This is a genomic window from Rhodococcus sp. 11-3, from assembly GCF_023704055.1.
Taxonomy (GTDB): Bacteria; Actinomycetota; Actinomycetes; order Mycobacteriales; family Mycobacteriaceae; genus Rhodococcus; species Rhodococcus aetherivorans.
This window is the reverse complement of the sequence record NZ_CP080406.1, coordinates 2,854,210-2,871,626: the sequence shown is the minus strand read 5'-3', so window position 1 is coordinate 2,871,626 and position 17,417 is coordinate 2,854,210. Positions and strand designations below refer to the sequence as shown.

Below are 17,417 nucleotides of genomic sequence, written 5' to 3'. Positions count from 1 at the left end.
CCCCCGGCGCGGCCCGCACATCGGCCGGGGTGTCGACCGGTCGGTGTCCGACCGTTCAGTGCTCGGTCGGCCGGCCGGCGGGCGGCTCGGTGTCGTCGCCCTTGTCCAGCGAGAGGCCACCGGTCTCGTCCGCCGCCGAGCCGAGTTCGGTGACCCGCTCGCGGACCACGACCCGGGCCCAGGTGGTCACCACGCCGGGAGCGATCTCGAGATCGACGGTGGTGTCGGTGAGCGCGACGATGGTGGCGTGCAGCCCCGCCGTGGTCATCACCCGGTCACCGACCCGCAGCGCGTCCTGCAGTTCCGCGGTCTTCTGCATCTCCTTCTTCTGGCGCCGGATGCCGAGGAACGTCGGCACCAGCAGGGCAAGGATCAGCAGCGGGAAGAGCAGTTCCATCGTTGAAGTCAGTCCTCGAGGTCGTCCGGTATCGGGCGCCGGCGGTCGTGGACCGGCGCAGTAGACCAGTGTGCCATTACCGGCGCGGCTCCTGTACCGGCGCCGGTGGCCGACCGGTCATTCGTCGTCGAACAGGCCGGGTTGCGGTTCGCGGGCCCGCACCTCGATGCCGCCGGTAGCAGCCTCCGGCGGCGGTGTCAGTCCGAGCTGCAGCCACGCGGCCTGGGTCGCGACCCGCCCGCGCGGAGTGCGCGCGATCATCCCCGCCCGTACCAGGAACGGTTCGCAGACCTCCTCGACGGTGCCGGGTTCCTCACCGACGGCCACCGCGAGCGTGGACACGCCCACCGGCCCGCCCCCGAAGCTGCGGACCAGCGCGCCGAGCACGGCACGGTCGAGCCGGTCCAGGCCGAGCGCGTCGACGTCGTAGACCGCCAGGGCGGCCTGCGCGATCTCGCGGGTGATGATGCCGTCGGCGCGGACCTCGGCGTAGTCGCGGACCCGGCGCAGCAGCCGGTTGGCGATGCGCGGGGTGCCGCGGGAACGGCCGGCGATCTCGATGCTCGCCTCCTCGCCCAGGTCGATGCCGAGGATCCGGGCCGAGCGCAGCAGGATCTGCTGCAGTTCCGCCGGGTCGTAGAAGTCCATGTGCGCGGTGAAACCGAACCGGTCGCGCAAGGGTCCGGTCAGCGCGCCGGAACGGGTGGTGGCGCCGACGAGGGTGAACGGGGCGACCTCGAGCGGAATCGACGTCGCGCCCGGGCCCTTGCCGACGACGACGTCGACCCGGAAGTCCTCCATCGCCAGGTACAGCATCTCCTCGGCGGGACGCGCGATGCGGTGGATCTCGTCGATGAACAGCACGTCGCCTTCGACGAGGTTGGACAGCATCGCGGCCAGGTCGCCGGCCCGCTCGAGTGCGGGGCCCGACGTCAGCCGCAGCGACGACCCGAGTTCGGCGGCGATGATCATGGCCATCGACGTCTTGCCCAGGCCCGGCGGGCCCGACAGCAGGATGTGATCCGGGGTGCCGCCGCGCAGCTTCGCCCCGCGCAGCACCAGCTGCAGCTGTTCCCGCACCCGAGGCTGGCCGATGAAGTCGTCGAGGTTCTTCGGCCGCAGGCTCGCCTCGACGTCGCCGTCGGCGGGGGTGTACTCGGCGGTCATCGGCGCCTCGTCGGGGGCACCCGCAGGGGGGAAGTCCTCGATCATCGGCTCTTGCCCAGCAAGGCCAGCGCCGAACGCAGCGCGGTGGAGGTGTCGGAGTGCGGGTCACCCGCGAGGATCGTGTCGGTGGACTGCTCCGCCTGTTTGACGGGGAAGCCGAGTCCGACGAGAGCCTCGACCACCTGGTCGCGCATGGGCGAGCCGACCACCGCGGCCGGGGCGGAGGTTCCGGCGAACGCGGCGACCTTGTCCCGCAGTTCGACGACCATGCGTTCGGCGCCACGCTTGCCGATGCCCGGGACCCGGGTCAGGGCGGCGGTGTTGCCGTCGGCGAGGGCCGCACGCAACGAATCCGGATCCAGCACGGCCAGGGTGGCCATGGCGAGGCGGGGTCCGACACCGGAAACCGTCTGCAGCAACCCGAACAGGTCCCGGGCGTCGGGGTCGGGGAACCCGTACAGCGTCATCGAATCCTCGCGCACGATCATCGCCGTCACCAGGCGGGTGTCCTCGCCACGGCGGAGCGTGGCCAGGGTGGCGGGCGTGGCGTGGATCCGGTAACCGACCCCCGCGGATTCGATGACGACGTGGTCGAGTGCGATCTCGAGCACTTCCCCGCGCACCGAGGCGATCACCGTGCACCTGCCTTCCGCGCGGCGGCCTGTTCCCGCAGCCGCGCTTCGTATCGTCGTTTCTGTTCGGCCGCGGCGGCCTCGGCGGCGGCCATGCGTGCGAGCATGGGCGCACGCCAGCAGTGGCAGATCGCGAGGGCGAGGGCGTCCGCGGCGTCCGCGGGCTTCGGCGCGGTGGCGAGGCCCAGGATCTTGGTGACCATGGCCGTGACCTGCTTCTTGTCGGCCGAGCCGTTCCCGGTCACGGCGGACTTCACCTGGCTGGGGGTGTGGAACGCCACCGGGATGCCGCGTCGGGCAGCGGAGAGCGCCACCACTCCCCCGGCCTGGGCGGTGCCCATCGCGGTGCGGACGTTGTGCTGGGAGAACACCCGCTCGACGGCGACGACATCGGGCCGGAATCGGTCGAGCCAGTCCTCGGCGGCCGCGGAGATGCGCAGCAGCCGCGACGGCAGTTCCAGGTCGGGGGGTGTGCGGATCACGTCCACCGCCACGGCGGCGACCTCGCGTCCGCGGCCGGTGTCCACGATGCCGAAGCCGCATCGCGTCAGTCCCGGGTCCACACCCATCACGCGCACCCGTTCACCTCTCGACCGCTACGAACAACTGTTCGAGAGCATAGCGGCCGGGGCGGCGCGTCGCCGTATCGACACGCAGCCCCGGCCGCGAGCCGTCCGTCTCAGGCGTCGAGTTCGGCGAGGACCTCGTCGGAGACGTCGACGTTGGTGTAGACGTTCTGCACGTCATCGGAATCCTCGAGGGCGTCGACGAGCTTGAACACCTTGCGGGCGCTGTCCGCGTCGACGGGGACCTCGACCGAGGCCCGGAAGTCCGGGTCGGCAGATTCGTAGTCGATGCCGGCCTCGACGAGCGCGGTGCGCACAGCGATGAGATCGCCGGCCTCGGAAACGATCTCGAAGCTGTCGCCGAGGTCGTTGATCTCCTCGGCGCCGGCCTCGAGCACGACCTCGAGGATCTCGTCCTCGGTGCGGCCGTTCTTCTCGAGCACGACGACGCCCTTGCGGGTGAACAGGTAGGACACCGAGCCGGGGTCGGCCATGTTGCCGCCGTTGCGGGTCATCGCGGTGCGGACCTCGCCCGCCGCGCGGTTGCGATTGTCGGTGAGGCACTCGATGAGGATGGCGACACCGCTGGGGCCGTAGCCCTCGTAGGTGATGGTCTGCCAGTCCGCGCCGCCGGCTTCCTCGCCGCCGCCGCGCTTGCGGGCCCGCTCGATGTTGTCGTTGGGGACCGAGTTCTTCTTCGCCTTCTGGATGGCGTCGTACAGCGTCGGGTTGCCCGCCGGGTCACCACCGCCGGTCCGGGCCGCCACCTCGATGTTCTTGATCAGCTTCGCGAACATCTTGCCGCGCTTGGCGTCGATGGCCGCCTTCTTGTGCTTGGTGGTGGCCCATTTGGAGTGGCCGCTCATTCGATTGGAGCCCCTTCCGGCGAGGTGAGGTCGGACCGGGTCCGACTGGTTCGGAGGGTCGATTCTACTCCGCGCCGACCTGCCCCGAACGGACGGTGTCGACGAACAGCCGATGCACCCGCAGGTCACCGGTGACCTCGGGGTGGAACGACGTCGCCAGCACCGCTCCCTGCCGCACCGCGACCACCCGTCCGGCGGCCGGTCCCTCGGGGACGGTGGCCAGGACCTGCACGCCGGGACCGACCTCCTCCACCCAGGGCGCTCGGATGAACACCGCGCGCACCGGATCCCCCTCGATGCCCGCGACGTCGAGGTCGGCCTCGAACGAGTCGACCTGCCGGCCGAACGCGTTGCGCCGGACGGTGATGTCGAGGGCGTCGAGGTGCTCGGCGTCGGGGCGGGTGTCGAGCACCTGCGAGGCGAGCAGGATCATGCCCGCGCAGGACCCGTAGGCGGGCAGGCCGGCCTTCAACCGGGCGCGCAGCGGCTCGAGCAGGTCGAACACCTGCAGCAGCCGGCTCATCGTGGTGGACTCCCCGCCGGGAATCACCAGGCCGTCGACGGCGTCGAGTTCGGCGGTCCGGCGCACCCCGATCGCGCGGGCGCCGGCCGCCTCGAGTGCGGTCAGGTGCTCGCGTACATCGCCCTGGAGCGCGAGCACGCCGATGGTCGGAGAACTTCCCACTGTCGCCTGTTCTGTCGGGGACGGGACGACACCCGTCCGAAGCCTGGATATCAACGCTAGCAGCCGCGGCGGGGTGTCCCCGCTCACGGACCGCGAGCCGGATGCCGGCGCATCAGCGCAGGTAGCGGGCCAGTCCCTCTTGCACCACCGCGGCGACCATCCGCCCGTTCCGGTCGAAGATGCGGCCCTGCGTCAGGGCCCGCCCGAAACCTGCCGACGGGGACGTCTGGTCGTACAGCAGCCAGTCGTCGGCGCGGAACGAGCGCAGGAACCACATGGCGTGGTCGAGGGAGGCGCCCTGCGTCTGCTCGTCGGGATGGGCGACGCTCGCGGAGCCGAGCAGCGTCATGTCGCTCATGTACGCCAGGGTGCACACGTGCAGCACGTTGTCGTCCGGGAGCGGGTCACGGACCCGGAACCACACCTGCTGCTGTGACACGATGCCGGCGCGCCGGAAGAGGCGATCCTCCGGCACCCGTCGCAGGTCCCATTCCGGCCACTCGCGCCTGGCCCACAGGTTTCCGGGGTCGTCCGAGTCCGCGAGGTCGGCGAGGTCGTCGGGATCCGGCACCTGGGGCATCTCGTCCTGGTGCTCGATGCCGTCGTCCTGGACGTGGAACGACGCGGACATGGTGAAGATCGCCTGCCCGTCCTGCACGGCGGTCACCCGCCGGGTGCCGAACGACCGGCCGTCGCGGATCGGGTCGACGAGATACACGATCGGCTTCTCGGGGTTGCCGGGGCGGACGAAGTACCCGTGCAGCGAATGCACCGAGTACGCGGGATCGACGGTGCGCACCGCGGATACCAGCGCCTGTCCGGCGACCTGCCCCCCGAAGGTGCGCTGCAGCGACGTCTCCGTCGCCACGCCCCGGAAGATGTTCTTCTCGAGGTGTTCGAGCGCCAGGATCTCCTCGATCTTCGCCATGCGGGCTCCTTCCCGGTCCTGCGACAGGCTATCCGCAGGGCCCGGCGAGAAGCGACGGGAGCCTCCGACACGGTCGGAGGCTCCCGTCGCACGCGGGGATGCCGGCGGCGGTGGGGTCACCAGCCCCGCTCGGCGAGGCGGTGCGGAACCGGGATGTCGTCGACGTTGATGCCGACCATGGCCTCGCCCAGGCCACGCGAGACCTTTGCGAGCACGTCCGGGTCGTCGTAGAAGGTGGTGGCCTTGACGATCGCGGCGGCACGCTCGGCGGGGTTGCCGGACTTGAAGATGCCCGAGCCGACGAACACACCCTCGGCGCCGAGCTGCATCATCATCGCCGCATCGGCCGGGGTGGCGATGCCGCCGGCCGTGAACAGCGTCACCGGCAGCTTGCCGGCCTTCGCGACCTCGACCACCAGGTCGTACGGCGCCTGCAGTTCCTTGGCCGCGACGTAGAGCTCGTCCTCGGGCAGGGAGGTCAGCCGCCGGATCTCCTGGCGGATCTTCCGCATGTGGGTGGTGGCGTTGGAGACGTCGCCGGTGCCGGCCTCGCCCTTGGAGCGGATCATCGCCGCGCCCTCGTTGATGCGGCGCAGCGCCTCACCGAGGTTGGTGGCGCCGCACACGAACGGCACGGTGAAGGCGAACTTGTCGATGTGGTTCTCGTAGTCGGCGGGGGTGAGCACCTCCGACTCGTCGACGTAGTCCACGCCGAGGGCCTGCAGGATCTGTGCCTCGACGAAGTGACCGATGCGGGCCTTGGCCATCACGGGGATGGACACGGCCTCGATGATGCCTTCGATCATGTCCGGGTCGGACATGCGGGACACGCCACCCTGGGCGCGGATGTCGGCGGGGACGCGCTCGAGCGCCATGACGGCGACGGCACCCGCGTCCTCGGCGATCTTCGCCTGCTCGGGGGTGACCACGTCCATGATCACGCCGCCCTTGAGCATCTCGGCCATACCGCGCTTGACGCGGGCGGTGCCGGTGGTGGGAACGGACTCGGGGCTGCTCACAGCAAGAACTCCTGGGGTATGGCCTGCAGAAACTGACGCGGCGGACGGAATCGGGCACGTCGCGGCGCCGCTCCCGATTCTAGGGGCACCGCGGGGACCGTCCCATAGCCAGTCGCGAGGCCCTGGCCTGCCTCGCAGGCAATCGGACTCCGCCTGCCTCGCAGGCAATCGACTCCGCCTGCCTCGTAGGCAATCGACTCCGCCTGCCTCGCAGGCAATCGACTCCGCCTGCCTCGAGTGCCGGCGCTCACCGGATGGCGCGGACCTCCGGCTCCACACGACGCACGGCGACGTCGCGCGCCTCCCCCAGCAGGTCTGCGAGATCCTGCGGATACACGGCCTCGCCGTGGCGCTGCAGGTCCCGGATCTCGCCCTCGGCGAACCAGCGGTGCTCGAGGCTCATGCGGCGCTCGAGGTCGGTGAATCCGCCGTCGCCCGGCTCGAAGGCGGGCGTCTGCAGCGCGAAGAACAGTTCCTCCGAGCGGATGAGCTCGCCGTTGAAGGGGAACACCGCCACCCGCCGCCACATGGGCCCGCACAGCTGCTCGGGCGCGACCGGCAACCCGGTCTCCTCCCCCACCTCGCGGACGGCGGCCGCGCGCAGCGTCTCCCCCACCTCGACCGCACCGCCGACGGTGAACCAGAAGTGCACGTCCGGCGTGGTCGGGTCGTGGCCCCGCAGTAGCAGCACCCGTCCCTCGTGGTCGAACAGCACCACCCGCGCCGAGGTGCGCGTCTCGTCGAGCGACAGGCCCGTCGCCGCGGCCGGGTTCGTGCGCTCGGCGATCTCGAAGTAGTTCGGCAACGGCGCCGTGCCGCCGAGATGCAGCCAGCGCACCGGCCGGCGGCTGCGCAGCGTCAGCGTGTCGCGGACGGCGTCGTTGTGGAACCGCCGTGCGATCAGCACCCGCGCCTCGGCATCGGCGAGTTCGGCCACCAACTGCGGGCGCAGCCGCTCGGTGTCCACCGCGGCCAACGCGGCCGACAGCGCGTTCTCCGCCGATTCCCGTTCGGCACGGTCCGCCCGTTCGGCGCGGTCGGCCAGCGCGGCCAGCCGACGGCCCTCGGCGACCGGGGTGGAGGCCGCGATGCCGCGCGCCACCACGGCGCGACGGGCCAGGGCGGCGTCGAGCGCCTGCCAGGAGAGGTCCGAACGCACGTGGAGCCGGTCCAGCCGGTTGGCCGTGCCGTAGGCCCACAACCCGAGCGCGACGATGATCGCGGAGATCAGCGCCAGGACGAGAACGGTGACCGCGGACAGCGTCACGTCCCACTCCCCTCACGCGGTGCCGTCGCCGGCCCGCACCTCACGACCGGACCTCCCGAACCGGCCCGGCGCCGACGGTGACGGTTTCGTATACGCGCAGGATCTGCTCGGCCACCACCGGCCAGTCGTAGGAGCCGACGATCTCGTTCGCCGCCGCCACCAGGGCGCGACGGCGGGCACCGTCGTCGAGCAGGCCGCGGATCGCGGCGGCGAGCGCCTCCGAGTCGCCCAGCGGGACGAGCACGCCGGCGCGCCCGTCGCGCAGTACCCGGCGGAACGCGTCGAGTTCGCCGGCCACCACAGGGGTACCGGCGGCCATCGCCTCCACCAGCACGATCCCGAAACTCTCCCCACCGAGGTTGGGGGCGCAGTACACGTCGGCGCTGCGCATCGCCGAGGCCTTCTCCGCGTCGGACACCTGGCCGAGCAGCCGCAGGTGCCGGGCGTACCGGCCGGCCTCCTTGCGCAACCGGTCCTCGTCCCCGCGGCCGACCACGAGGATCTCGAGGTCCGGGTAGTGCTCGACGAGCAGCGGCAACGCGCCGAGCAGCACCGCCATGCCCTTGCGCGGCTCGTCGTACCGGCCGAGGAACAGCACGGTGCGGCCGGCGCGGGGATAGCCGGGCAGCGTCGGGGCGTGAGCGAACGAGGACACGTCGACACCGTTCGGGATCTCCACGGCGTCCGAGCCGAGCGACGTCACCTGCCAGCGCCGGGCGAGTTCGGACACGGCGATGCGGCCGCTGATCTTCTCGAGATACGGCTGCAGCACACCCTGGAAGGTGCTCAGCACCAGCGATTTGGTCGTCGACGTGTGGAACGTCGCGACGATGGGGCCCTCGGCGATCTTCAGCGCGAGCATCGACAGGCTCGGCGCGTTCGGCTCGTGGATGTGCAGGACGTCGAAGTCGTTGTCGTTGATCCACCGCCGGACCCGCGCATAGGAGACGGGGCCGAAGCTCAGGCGCGCCACGGACCCGTTGTAGGGGATGGCGACGGCGCGCCCGGCGGAGACGACGAAGTCCGGCAGCTCCGTGCTGTCGGACGCCGGGGCGAGGACGCTGACCTTGTGGCCGCGTTCGATGAGCACGTGGGCCAGGTCCACGACGTGCGCCTGCACCCCGCCCGGTACGTCGAACGAGTACGGGCACACCATCCCGATCTTCACCGCGCCTCCATCCGGGCCAGGCGGGCCTCGGAGAGGTCGTCGAACCAGAGCGGTTGCAGCATGTGCCAGTCCGCGGGGTGTTCGGCGATGTCGGCGGCGAAGCAGTCGGCGAGAGCCTGTGTCGCCGGCCCGATCCCGCCGGTGACGTCGAGTTCGGGGTGGACCCGGAAACCCCAGCCGCCGTCGGTGAACCAGCAGTGCACCGGCAGCAGCGGCGCGCCGGTCTCGGCGGCGAGCTTCGCCGGGCCGGCGGGCATGCGGGTGGGCTCCCCGAAGAACGTCACCGGCACGCCCTTGCGGGCCAGGTCGCGCTCGCCGAGCAGGCAGACGATCCGGTTCTCGCGCAGCCGTGTCGCGAGCCGGTCGAACGGCGGCGACTCACCCCCGCTGAGCGGGAAGATCTCGAAGCCGAGGCTCTCGCGGTACGCGACGAACCGCTGGTAGAGCGATTCGGGGCGCAGGCGTTCGGCCACCGTCGACAGGCCACCGTAGGTCTGCGTGCACCACACGCCGGCCATGTCCCAGTTCCCGCTGTGCGGCAGCGCGAGGATCACACCGCGCCCGGCCGCCAGTGCTTGCTCGATGTGCTCGCGGCCCTCGACGGCGTGATCGAGGGCGGCGGCCGTCACGGTCAGGTCCATCGAGGGCAGCCGGAACGCTTCCCGCCAGTAGCGGGCGTAGGACCGCACGGACTGCCGGATCAGCTCGTCCGGGACCTGCGCGGCGGGCACGCCCAGGACCCGGGCGAGGTTGCGGCGCAACTGCTGCGGGCCACCGTGGCGCCGGGCGGCGACGTCGGCGCCGAGGTCGAACAGGCGGCAGGCGGTGGACTCGGGCAGCGCCCGCACGAGCCGCCACCCGGCGGCGTAGCCGAGGTCGGAGGCACGTTCGGTCGCGCTCATCGGGCTTCTCCGTCGGCCGGGGTCGACGACGGCAGGGGCAGCAGCTCGCGGGCATCCGGGGAGCGGCGCACGGCGAGCACCCGCTGGAACACGGTGATCACCGAGCCGGCGGCGAGCAGCCACATGGCGGCGTGGATCGCCCACCACACGCCGAGTCCGGTGACGCCGGCGCCGACCAGCACGATGACGAGCCGGTCGGGCCGCTCGATCAGGCCGCCGTCGGCGGACAGGCCACTCGCTTCGGCGCGGGCCTTGGCGTACGAGATGACCTGGGAGGTGACCAGGCAGATCAGAGTTGCGATCAGCAACGGTCGGCTCTGTTCCCCGTAGACGGCCCACCAGGCCAGCCCGGCGAAGATCGCGCCGTCGGCGAGGCGGTCACAGGTGGCGTCGAGGACGGCGCCGAAGCGGGTGCCGCCGCCGCGGGCGCGGGCCATCGCCCCGTCGAGCATGTCGAACATCACGAACAGCCAGATCACGATCGCACCCCAGAACAGCTGCCCCATCGGGAACAGCGTCACGGCGGCGGCGATCGTGGCAACGGTGCCGATGAGTGTCACCGCGTCCGGCGTGAGGCCGGTGCGGATCAAGGCCCTGCCGAGCGGGGCGGTGACCTTCGACACCGACGCACGCCCGAAAAAGCTCAGCATCCACCGACCCCCGTCTTCCGTTCACACCGTTGCGTCCGGGACACGATCCTGCCACGCCCGCGAACGGCGACAAACATACAGGCGGGGGCGGCGACGGACACCGGGGCCGGGGCCCGGTGCGGCGTCACTCGTTCCAGGCCGCCGCGAGCAACGCGCGGGTGTCCCGCAGCAGCTGCGGCATGACCTTGGCGCCGCCGAGGACGGTGATGAAGTTGGCGTCGCCGCCCCACCGCGGCACCACGTGCAGGTGCAGGTGTTCGGCGAGCGAGCCGCCGGCGGCGGCCCCGAGGTTGAGGCCCACGTTGAAGCCGTGCGGCCGCGAGACGCTCTTGATGACCCGGATCGCCCGCTGCGCGAATGCCATCAACTCGGTGCTCTCCTCGGGGGTCAGGTCCTCGAGGTTGGCGACCCGGCGGTACGGCACGACCATCAGATGACCGGGGTTGTACGGGTACAGGTTGAGCACCGCGTACACGTGCTCGCCGCGCGCGACGACGAGACCCTCCTCGTCCCGCATCTTCGGGATGTCCGTGAAGGGCTCGTACGGCGCCTCCTTGGATCGCGGTGCCTCCGCGATGTACGACATCCGGTGCGGGGACCACAGCCGCTGCAGGTGGTCGGGTTCTCCGGCACCGCGATCGACGAGGGCGTCGTCGGAGCAGTCGCCGCTCACGCGGCGCCGCCCCGGTCGACGGGAGCGACGAGCTCCGCGGTGGGCGAGGCGTTCTCCCGCCGTCCGATCCACTCGGTGACCAGACGGATCGCGTCGGCCACGGGCACACCGTTGACCTGGGTGCCGTCCCGGAACCGGAAGCTGACCGCCCCGGCCTCGACGTCACGCTCGCCCGCGAGCAGCATGAACGGCACCTTCTGCGTGGTGTGGTTGCGGATCTTCTTCTGCATCCGGTCGTCGCTGGTGTCGACCTCCGCACGCACCCCGGCCGCCTTCAGCTGCCGGGTGACGTCGAACAGGTGATCCTCGAAGGCCTCCGCGACGGGGATCCCGACGACCTGCACGGGGGCGAGCCACGCCGGGAAGGCGCCGGCGTAGTGCTCGGTGAGCACGCCGAAGAAGCGCTCGATCGAGCCGAACAGGGCCCGGTGGATCATCACCGGCCGATGCTTGCTGCCGTCGGGACCGGTGTATTCGAGCTCGAACCGCTCGGGCAGGTTGAAGTCGAGCTGGATCGTCGACATCTGCCAGCTGCGCCCGAGCGCGTCCTGCACCTGGACGGAGATCTTCGGCCCGTAGAAGGCGGCGCCACCCGGGTCCGGCACGAGATCGAGCCCGGAGCCCTCGGCCACCTCGCGCAGCGTGTCGGTGGCCTCCTCCCACAGGACGTCGTCGCCGACGAACTTCTTGGGGTTCTTCGTCGACAGCTCCAGGTGGTAGTCCTCGAGGCCGTAGTCCCTCAGCAGGTCGAGGACGAAGTTCAGCGTCGTGGTCAGCTCGTCGCGCATCTGCTCGCGGGTGCAGTAGATGTGCGCGTCGTCCTGCGTCATACCGCGCACCCGGGTCAGGCCGTGGACGACGCCGGACTTCTCGTACCGGTAGACCGAGCCGAACTCGAAGAGCCGCAGCGGCAGCTCCCGGTAGGAGCGGCCGCGGGAACGGAACACGAGGTTGTGCATCGGGCAGTTCATCGGCTTGAGGTAGTAGTCCTGGCCCGGCTTGCGCACGGTGCCGTCCTCGTTGAGTTCCTCGTCGATGTGCATCGCCGGGAACATGCCGTCGCGGTACCAGTCGAGGTGACCGGACACCTCGTAGAGGTGCCCCTTGGTGATGTGCGGGGAGTACACGAACTCGTAGCCGGCCTCGACGTGCCGCCGGCGCGAGTAGTTCTCCATCTCCTGGCGGATGATGCCGCCCTTGGGGTGGAACACCGGCAGACCGGAACCGAGCTCGTCGGGGAAGCTGAACAGGTCGAGCTCGTTGCCGAGCTTGCGGTGGTCGCGGCGCTCGGCCTCGGCGAGCAGCTCGAGGTAGCGCTCCTGTGCCTCCGGGGATTCCCACGCGGTGCCGTAGATGCGCTGCAGGCCGGCGTTGTCCTGGTCACCGCGCCAGTAGGCGGCGGAGCTGCGGGTGAGCTTGAACGCCGGGATGTACTTGGTGGTGGGGATGTGCGGGCCGCGGCACAGGTCGCCCCAGATCTTCTCGCCCGTCCGAGGGTTGAGGTTGTCGTAGATCGTCAGTTCCGCGCCGCCGACCTCCATGATCTCGGGGTCCTCGTCGAGGGAACTGTTGCCGGCCGACTTCTCACTGATCAGTTCGAGCTTGAACGGCTCGTTCTTCAGTTCCTCGCGTGCGTCGTCCAGGTTCTCGACGACGCGGCGGGAGAACCGCTGCGCGCCCTTGACGATCTGCTTCATGCGCTTCTCGAGCTTCGCGAGGTCCTCCGGGGTGAAGGGTCGGTCGACCTGGAAGTCGTAGTAGAAGCCGTCCTTGATCGGGGGCCCGATGCCCAGTTTGGCCTCCGGGAACTCCTGCTGCACGGCCTGGGCGAGGACGTGTGCCGCGGAGTGCCGGATGACGGAGCGGCCGTCCTCGGTACCGGCGGCGACCGGCTCGATCTCGGTGTCCTGTTCCGGCGTCCACGACAGGTCGCGCAGCCGGCCCTCGCCGTCGCGGACCACGACGATCGCGTCGGGTCCGCTGTTGGGTAGGCCGGCCTCCCGGAGGGCGGCACCGGCAGTGGTCCCCGCGGGCACCCGGACGAGCACGGCTGGGTCTACGGATGCGGGCGTCGTCACTGTGGTGGGCTCCTCGGGCTCGTGCCGGTGATGGGTGCACCGACGCCGCGGGGCATGCCACGCGTCGGCAACCAGACCATGCTATCGACACCACCCCGGTCGCCCGTTCACCCGGGCACCGCCGGGGCGGTGCGGGCCGGAGCGGTGCAGGCTGGGGCGGTGCAGGCTGGAGCGGTGCAGGCTACAGGCGGCGCAGTCCGCCGAGAACCCGCGACAGGAGCTGGGCGTCGGGGCCGACCCCGTCGACGGTCCGGTGGACGGTGAGTTCCCCGGTGGCGGCGAGGTCGCCCACCAGGACCCGCGCGACCCCCAGGGGCAGCTTGGCCAGAGCCGCGATCTCCATGATGGAGCGGGGTTCGGCGCACAGCGCCAGAATGGTGCGGTGTTCTTCGAGGCCCGCGGCTCCCACGGCGTCGGGCACGGCCGAGACGAGGACCTCGAGCGGGAGATCCACCTCGGCGCGGGTCCGTCCCTGGCTGCGCACGAAGGGCCGCACGAACGACGGCTGCGCCCCGCTCGGCTCCTCTTCCCTCGGGACCGCGGTCACGGCGGCGGGCATCGGGGTCGACGCCGGGGCGGCGACGGTCGCGAAGGCACCCGTCGCCGGCGGGTCCACCGCGGGCGTGGCCTCGTGCCGGTCGGTCGCGCCGGGGGCCGGGGCCGGGCGGTCCTTCCGCCGTCGGCCGGCAGATCCGAATCGTGCTCCTGTGGCCCCGACCAGGGGCCAGTTGTTGTCGGCGACACTCATCAGCCGCATCCTCCTCACACCGACCGCAATCCTGCCATCTGCGCAGTGCGGTCCGATGAACGCGCAGGTCACGACCGCTCCGCCGACGGCTGTTCCGTCCGGGCGCGCATCGAGCCGCGCCCGAAACGACGAAGGGCACCCCCGTGGGGGTGCCCTTCGTCGGTGCTGTGGTCCCGGCTGGGATCGAACCAGCGACCTCCCCGGTGTGAACGGGACGCTCTTCCACTGAGCCACGGGACCGGGCCGCTTCGCAGCGGCTCGAACGAGAAGGAACATTAACACGCCCACCGGGTGAACACGAATCGCCTGGTCGACCCCCGTTTTCGGTGGCGACGGAGGCCGGGCGCACCGCCATCGGCCCCGGCGCGGGAGCCCGTGCCGCGCACGCCGGATCCGCCGGAGCCCGCACGCCGGCGCCGGTGAGGGCCCTCACGACCCACGAGGACGCCTCGTCCGCGCCCTCACCTGCAGATTTGTGTGTTCTGACGATGGTCGGCTAATGTTCTCAACCGCACCACGGAGAGCACGACGCCGGACGGTGCGATGCGGATGTAGCGCAGCTGGTAGCGCATCACCTTGCCAAGGTGAGGGTCGCGGGTTCGAATCCCGTCATCCGCTCGAGAGGTTGGACTCGACCTTTTACGGTGGAGTGGCCGAGTGGTGAGGCAACGGCCTGCAAAGCCGTGCACACGGGTTCGATTCCCGTCTCCACCTCGCGCGATTAGCTCAGCGGGAGAGCGCTTCCCTGACACGGAAGAGGTCACTGGTTCAATCCCAGTATCGCGCACCACGATCGACCAGGTTTCACCCCGCACTTCTCGACCCCGGCCACCGGGAAGAGAGGTGCACATGCGGATGTAGCGCAGCTGGTAGCGCATCACCTTGCCAAGGTGAGGGTCGCGGGTTCGAATCCCGTCATCCGCTCCACCACCCGCGCGATTAGCTCAGCGGGAGAGCGCTTCCCTGACACGGAAGAGGTCACTGGTTCAATCCCAGTATCGCGCACCATCCACACGGCGAAGGCCCTCCCGACCGGGAGGGCCTTCGCCGTATCGCCACCCCGTCAACGGGAGGCGTGCAGCCGGTTGGCGCCGGCGGTCATCGCGCGCAGTGCCGATTCGGTCCCGGTCGCCGCGATTCCCATGCTCCAGAGCCGGCGGCCGTCCGCCTCGCACAGCAGGAATGTCGCGTGGGTGTCACCGAGGTCGAACTGGTGGAAGGAGAGGATCTCGAGCGGCATCCCGAGGGTGTGCATCATGGCGGTCATCGCAGACACCGGGCCGGTGGCGGTCGCCGCGGCGGTGTGGATGGTCTCCCCCACGCCGAAGGTGGCCTCGTAGTTGCAGCGGCCGGCGCGCGCAGCCTCGGCGTACCAGCCACCGAGCCGCACGGGCCCGTGCTGCGGCGCATAGGTGGCGGTGAACTCGGCCCAGCTCATGCCGGCGGACTCGGCGCGCAGCTCGCGCGGCAGGAACCGACCGTAGCGTGCGGCGAAGGGATCGATCGGCGCCGAGCGGGGAGTGTCCGTGCAGCCGGCGGCAGGAATCAGAGCGGTGGAGGTGAAGGCGTTCATCGAAGGAGGTCTTCCGCGCGAAGGAAGGACCGACAGGTAGCTCAACGACCCGCAGCGAGGGGTCGGTCCGAATCAGACCCCGCTACGGCGGTGAACTACGAGTACGCGCTTCATGAGAGCCCACAGTAGAGCGTCGGCTCGCAGAAGGCAACCACCCCGGTAACCGGCGCGTGACCGAACCGTGACCCACCCGGCTGGAACCTGAGGAATCCCTCATGTATCGTCGGAGGTGCCATCCCCCCGATGGTAATGAACCCCAGCCATGACCCCCCATCCAAGGCTGGGGTTCAGCCATTTCCGGACCTCGGGCGTGCTCCGTCCCCCGAGCGTCGCCGCGGCGGAGCGCCGAGTGATCTACTGGTTGCTATGCCAACGCCGTCACTCGAGGAATCCACCGCGAACGTCTCCGTCGAGCAGGCCGGGATCTGGGATGCCGAGACCATCGCCGACGTCGCGGCCACCACATTCCCCCTGGCCTGCCCGTCCGATGCCTCCCAGGAGGACATCGCCGCCTTCATCGACGAGACCCTGTCCGCGGAACGGTTCAGCGAGTACCTCACCGACCCGACCCGCATCGTCCTCAAGGCGACGGTCGGTGGCGAGATCGTGGGCTACCTCATGGCAATCGATGCCGAACCGGCCGACCCGGCGGTCCGCGAAGCCGTGACGGCGCTGCCGACCACCGAGATCAGCAAGCTCTACGTGCTCCCGGGCAAGCACGGCACCGGTGTTGCGGCGGCACTGATGGCTGCCATCGTCGACCACGCCCGGGCGACCGGCTGCCGGGGGCTGTGGCTGGGGGTCAACCAACAGAACTCACGCGCCCGGCGGTTCTACGCCAAGAACGAGTTCGAGGTCGTGGGGACGCGGACGTTCCAGGTCGGCTCGCAGACCCACCACGACTACGTCATGCAACGCACCCTCTGACGCGAGGTCCTGCGCTCCCGGCGGCGTCCGCCGGGAGCGTGACTCAGCTGGCCGCGGTCTCGAACCGCGACAGTGCCAGCAGGCGCGACGTCGCGCGCAGGTACTTCTTGCGGTAGCCGCCGGCAAGCATCTCGGCGGTGAAGATCTCGTCCAGCTTCGCGCCGGCGACGGTCACCGGGATGCTCGCATCGTAGAGCCGGTCGGCGAGAACCACCAGGCGCAGCGCCACCGACTGGTCGTGGGCGGGATGGACCCCGTTGAGGAAGACCGCCGGAACGCCCTCGACGAGCTTGCCGTACCGCGACGGGTGCAGCGTGCTCAGGTGCGCGCACAATTCGTCGAAGTCGTCGAGGGTGGCGCCGGCCACCGCATCGGCTCGATCGAGCAGGTCCTCGGAGCTGATCGGGTCCGGTGCCGGGGGCAGGTCGCGGTGCCGGTAGTCGGGGCCGTCCACACGGATGGTCTCGAAGACGGCGGCGAGCTTCTTGATCTCGCGCAGGAAGTCCTGCGCCGCGAACCGGCCCTCCCCCAGCTGCCCGGGCAGGGTGTTGGACGTCGCGACGATGGACACGCCTCGCGCGGACAGCTCGGTCAGCAGCCGGGACACCAGCATCGTGTCGCCCGGGTCGTCGAGCTCGAACTCGTCGATGCACAGCACGCTGTGGTTCGACAGCTCCTCGACGGCCTTGTTGAAGCCGAGAGCGCCGACCACGTGGGTCAGCTCCACGAACGTGCCGAACGCCTTCGGCGACGGCGCCGCGTGGAAGATCGAGGCCAGCAGGTGGGTCTTGCCGACGCCGAAGCCGCCGTCGAGGTAGAGCCCGGCGCCGGTGGACGGCGCCTTGCGGCCGAACAGGCCGCGCCGGCCACCGCCCCGGATCTTGGCGATCTTGTGGGCGAACTCCTCCGCCGTCCGGACGGCGGTCGCCTGGCTCGGCTCGTTCGGATCGGGAATGTAGGACGCGAAGCTCACGTCGTCGAACATCGCGGGCGGAACCATCTGGGCCACCAGTTGGTCGGACGGCACCACGGGATTGCGATCGACGAGACGTTCGTGCATTTCTCCAGGGTAGGGCCGGAGCTCGAGGCGACCGGTACACCGAGGGCAGATTGCGACCTACTTCACATCACGTACACCTGATCGTCACGTCCGGCGGATCGGACGATCCGG

At 70.6% G+C, this 17,417-nt stretch carries 18 protein-coding genes and 6 tRNA genes; 6 read left to right on the top strand and 18 right to left on the bottom strand.

Annotated elements, in window-relative coordinates; genetic code table 11:
- Positions 1–55: 55 nt before the first annotated feature.
- The 16 genes from yajC to KZJ41_RS13635 all read right to left on the bottom strand — a co-directional run bounded on the left by yajC (position 56) and on the right by KZJ41_RS13635 (position 13,986).
- The gene (yajC, locus tag KZJ41_RS13710; protein ID WP_029543473.1) at positions 56–397 is read right to left on the bottom strand and encodes a preprotein translocase subunit YajC; all 342 of its coding nucleotides are present in this window, start codon (positions 395–397) and stop codon (positions 56–58) included.
- Positions 398–514: 117 nt separating this feature from the next.
- Positions 515–1,564, bottom strand: a complete 1,050-nt coding sequence (gene ruvB, locus KZJ41_RS13705; RefSeq protein WP_373566474.1) for a Holliday junction branch migration DNA helicase RuvB — start codon at positions 1,562–1,564, stop codon at positions 515–517.
- A 41-nt stretch (positions 1,565–1,605) separates the two neighbouring features.
- The gene (gene ruvA / locus KZJ41_RS13700) at positions 1,606–2,199 is read right to left on the bottom strand and encodes a Holliday junction branch migration protein RuvA (RefSeq protein WP_251550895.1); all 594 of its coding nucleotides are present in this window, start codon (positions 2,197–2,199) and stop codon (positions 1,606–1,608) included.
- Positions 2,196–2,774 (bottom strand): crossover junction endodeoxyribonuclease RuvC, encoded by a 579-nt coding sequence (gene ruvC, locus KZJ41_RS13695; protein ID WP_006941029.1) that lies wholly within the window; start codon positions 2,772–2,774, stop codon positions 2,196–2,198. The genes ruvA and ruvC overlap by 4 nt, the downstream gene beginning before the upstream one ends.
- Before the next feature lie 101 nt (positions 2,775–2,875).
- Complete coding sequence (locus tag KZJ41_RS13690) at positions 2,876–3,628, bottom strand: YebC/PmpR family DNA-binding transcriptional regulator (RefSeq protein ID WP_006941030.1); 753 nt, start codon at positions 3,626–3,628, stop codon at positions 2,876–2,878.
- A gap of 64 nt (positions 3,629–3,692) precedes the next feature.
- Positions 3,693–4,313 carry a pyridoxal 5'-phosphate synthase glutaminase subunit PdxT gene (gene pdxT, locus KZJ41_RS13685; RefSeq protein WP_006941031.1) on the bottom strand — a complete coding sequence of 207 codons (621 nt, stop codon included), beginning with the start codon at positions 4,311–4,313 and terminating at the stop codon, positions 3,693–3,695.
- Between the two features lie 112 nt (positions 4,314–4,425).
- Positions 4,426–5,241 carry an acyl-CoA thioesterase II gene (locus tag KZJ41_RS13680; protein ID WP_006941032.1) on the bottom strand — a complete coding sequence of 272 codons (816 nt, stop codon included), beginning with the start codon at positions 5,239–5,241 and terminating at the stop codon, positions 4,426–4,428.
- Between the two features lie 116 nt (positions 5,242–5,357).
- The gene (pdxS, locus tag KZJ41_RS13675) at positions 5,358–6,260 is read right to left on the bottom strand and encodes a pyridoxal 5'-phosphate synthase lyase subunit PdxS (protein WP_006943825.1); all 903 of its coding nucleotides are present in this window, start codon (positions 6,258–6,260) and stop codon (positions 5,358–5,360) included.
- 247 nt (positions 6,261–6,507) lie between these two features.
- Positions 6,508–7,527 (bottom strand): NUDIX domain-containing protein, encoded by a 1,020-nt coding sequence (locus KZJ41_RS13670; RefSeq protein WP_006943826.1) that lies wholly within the window; start codon positions 7,525–7,527, stop codon positions 6,508–6,510.
- A 40-nt stretch (positions 7,528–7,567) separates the two neighbouring features.
- The gene (locus KZJ41_RS13665; RefSeq protein WP_006943827.1) at positions 7,568–8,695 is read right to left on the bottom strand and encodes a glycosyltransferase family 4 protein; all 1,128 of its coding nucleotides are present in this window, start codon (positions 8,693–8,695) and stop codon (positions 7,568–7,570) included.
- Positions 8,692–9,597 (bottom strand): phosphatidylinositol mannoside acyltransferase, encoded by a 906-nt coding sequence (locus tag KZJ41_RS13660; RefSeq protein WP_006943828.1) that lies wholly within the window; start codon positions 9,595–9,597, stop codon positions 8,692–8,694. The genes KZJ41_RS13665 and KZJ41_RS13660 overlap by 4 nt, the downstream gene beginning before the upstream one ends.
- A complete protein-coding gene (gene pgsA / locus KZJ41_RS13655) occupies positions 9,594–10,247 on the bottom strand; it encodes a phosphatidylinositol phosphate synthase (RefSeq protein ID WP_006943830.1) in 654 nt (217 codons plus the stop codon). Before pgsA ends, KZJ41_RS13660 begins: the two co-directional genes overlap by 4 nt.
- 124 nt (positions 10,248–10,371) lie before the next feature.
- Positions 10,372–10,920 (bottom strand): HIT domain-containing protein, encoded by a 549-nt coding sequence (locus KZJ41_RS13650; protein ID WP_006943832.1) that lies wholly within the window; start codon positions 10,918–10,920, stop codon positions 10,372–10,374.
- Positions 10,917–12,998 carry a threonine--tRNA ligase gene (thrS, locus tag KZJ41_RS13645; RefSeq protein WP_043798154.1) on the bottom strand — a complete coding sequence of 694 codons (2,082 nt, stop codon included), beginning with the start codon at positions 12,996–12,998 and terminating at the stop codon, positions 10,917–10,919. The genes KZJ41_RS13650 and thrS overlap by 4 nt, the downstream gene beginning before the upstream one ends.
- Positions 12,999–13,179: 181 nt before the next feature.
- On the bottom strand, positions 13,180–13,746 hold the full coding sequence (locus KZJ41_RS13640; protein WP_050035141.1) for a DUF742 domain-containing protein: 567 nt from the start codon (positions 13,744–13,746) through the stop codon (positions 13,180–13,182).
- Between the two features lie 168 nt (positions 13,747–13,914).
- A tRNA-Val gene (locus tag KZJ41_RS13635) sits at positions 13,915–13,986 on the bottom strand.
- A gap of 305 nt (positions 13,987–14,291) precedes the next feature.
- Between KZJ41_RS13635 and KZJ41_RS13630 the strand changes: the two genes are divergently transcribed.
- From KZJ41_RS13630 to KZJ41_RS13610, 5 genes are all read left to right on the top strand, one after another.
- Positions 14,292–14,364: transfer RNA gene (locus KZJ41_RS13630), tRNA-Gly, on the top strand.
- Between the two features lie 25 nt (positions 14,365–14,389).
- Positions 14,390–14,460: transfer RNA gene (locus tag KZJ41_RS13625), tRNA-Cys, on the top strand.
- Position 14,461: 1 nt separating this feature from the next.
- Positions 14,462–14,536, top strand: a tRNA-Val gene (locus KZJ41_RS13620).
- A gap of 61 nt (positions 14,537–14,597) precedes the next feature.
- Positions 14,598–14,673, top strand: a tRNA-Gly gene (locus tag KZJ41_RS13615).
- Between the two features lie 6 nt (positions 14,674–14,679).
- Positions 14,680–14,754: transfer RNA gene (locus KZJ41_RS13610), tRNA-Val, on the top strand.
- A 55-nt stretch (positions 14,755–14,809) separates the two neighbouring features.
- On the opposite strand, the gene KZJ41_RS13605 is transcribed toward KZJ41_RS13610, so the two are convergent.
- The gene (locus KZJ41_RS13605; protein ID WP_006938061.1) at positions 14,810–15,319 is read right to left on the bottom strand and encodes a hypothetical protein; all 510 of its coding nucleotides are present in this window, start codon (positions 15,317–15,319) and stop codon (positions 14,810–14,812) included.
- A gap of 366 nt (positions 15,320–15,685) precedes the next feature.
- On the opposite strand from KZJ41_RS13605, the gene KZJ41_RS13600 reads away from it, so the two are divergent.
- Positions 15,686–16,246: a GNAT family N-acetyltransferase gene (locus KZJ41_RS13600; protein WP_006938062.1), complete on the top strand. Its 561-nt coding sequence runs from the start codon at positions 15,686–15,688 to the stop codon at positions 16,244–16,246.
- Between the two features lie 43 nt (positions 16,247–16,289).
- On the opposite strand, the gene zapE is transcribed toward KZJ41_RS13600, so the two are convergent.
- Positions 16,290–17,306, bottom strand: a complete 1,017-nt coding sequence (gene zapE / locus KZJ41_RS13595) for a cell division protein ZapE (RefSeq protein WP_029543454.1) — start codon at positions 17,304–17,306, stop codon at positions 16,290–16,292.
- Positions 17,307–17,417 lie beyond the last annotated feature (111 nt).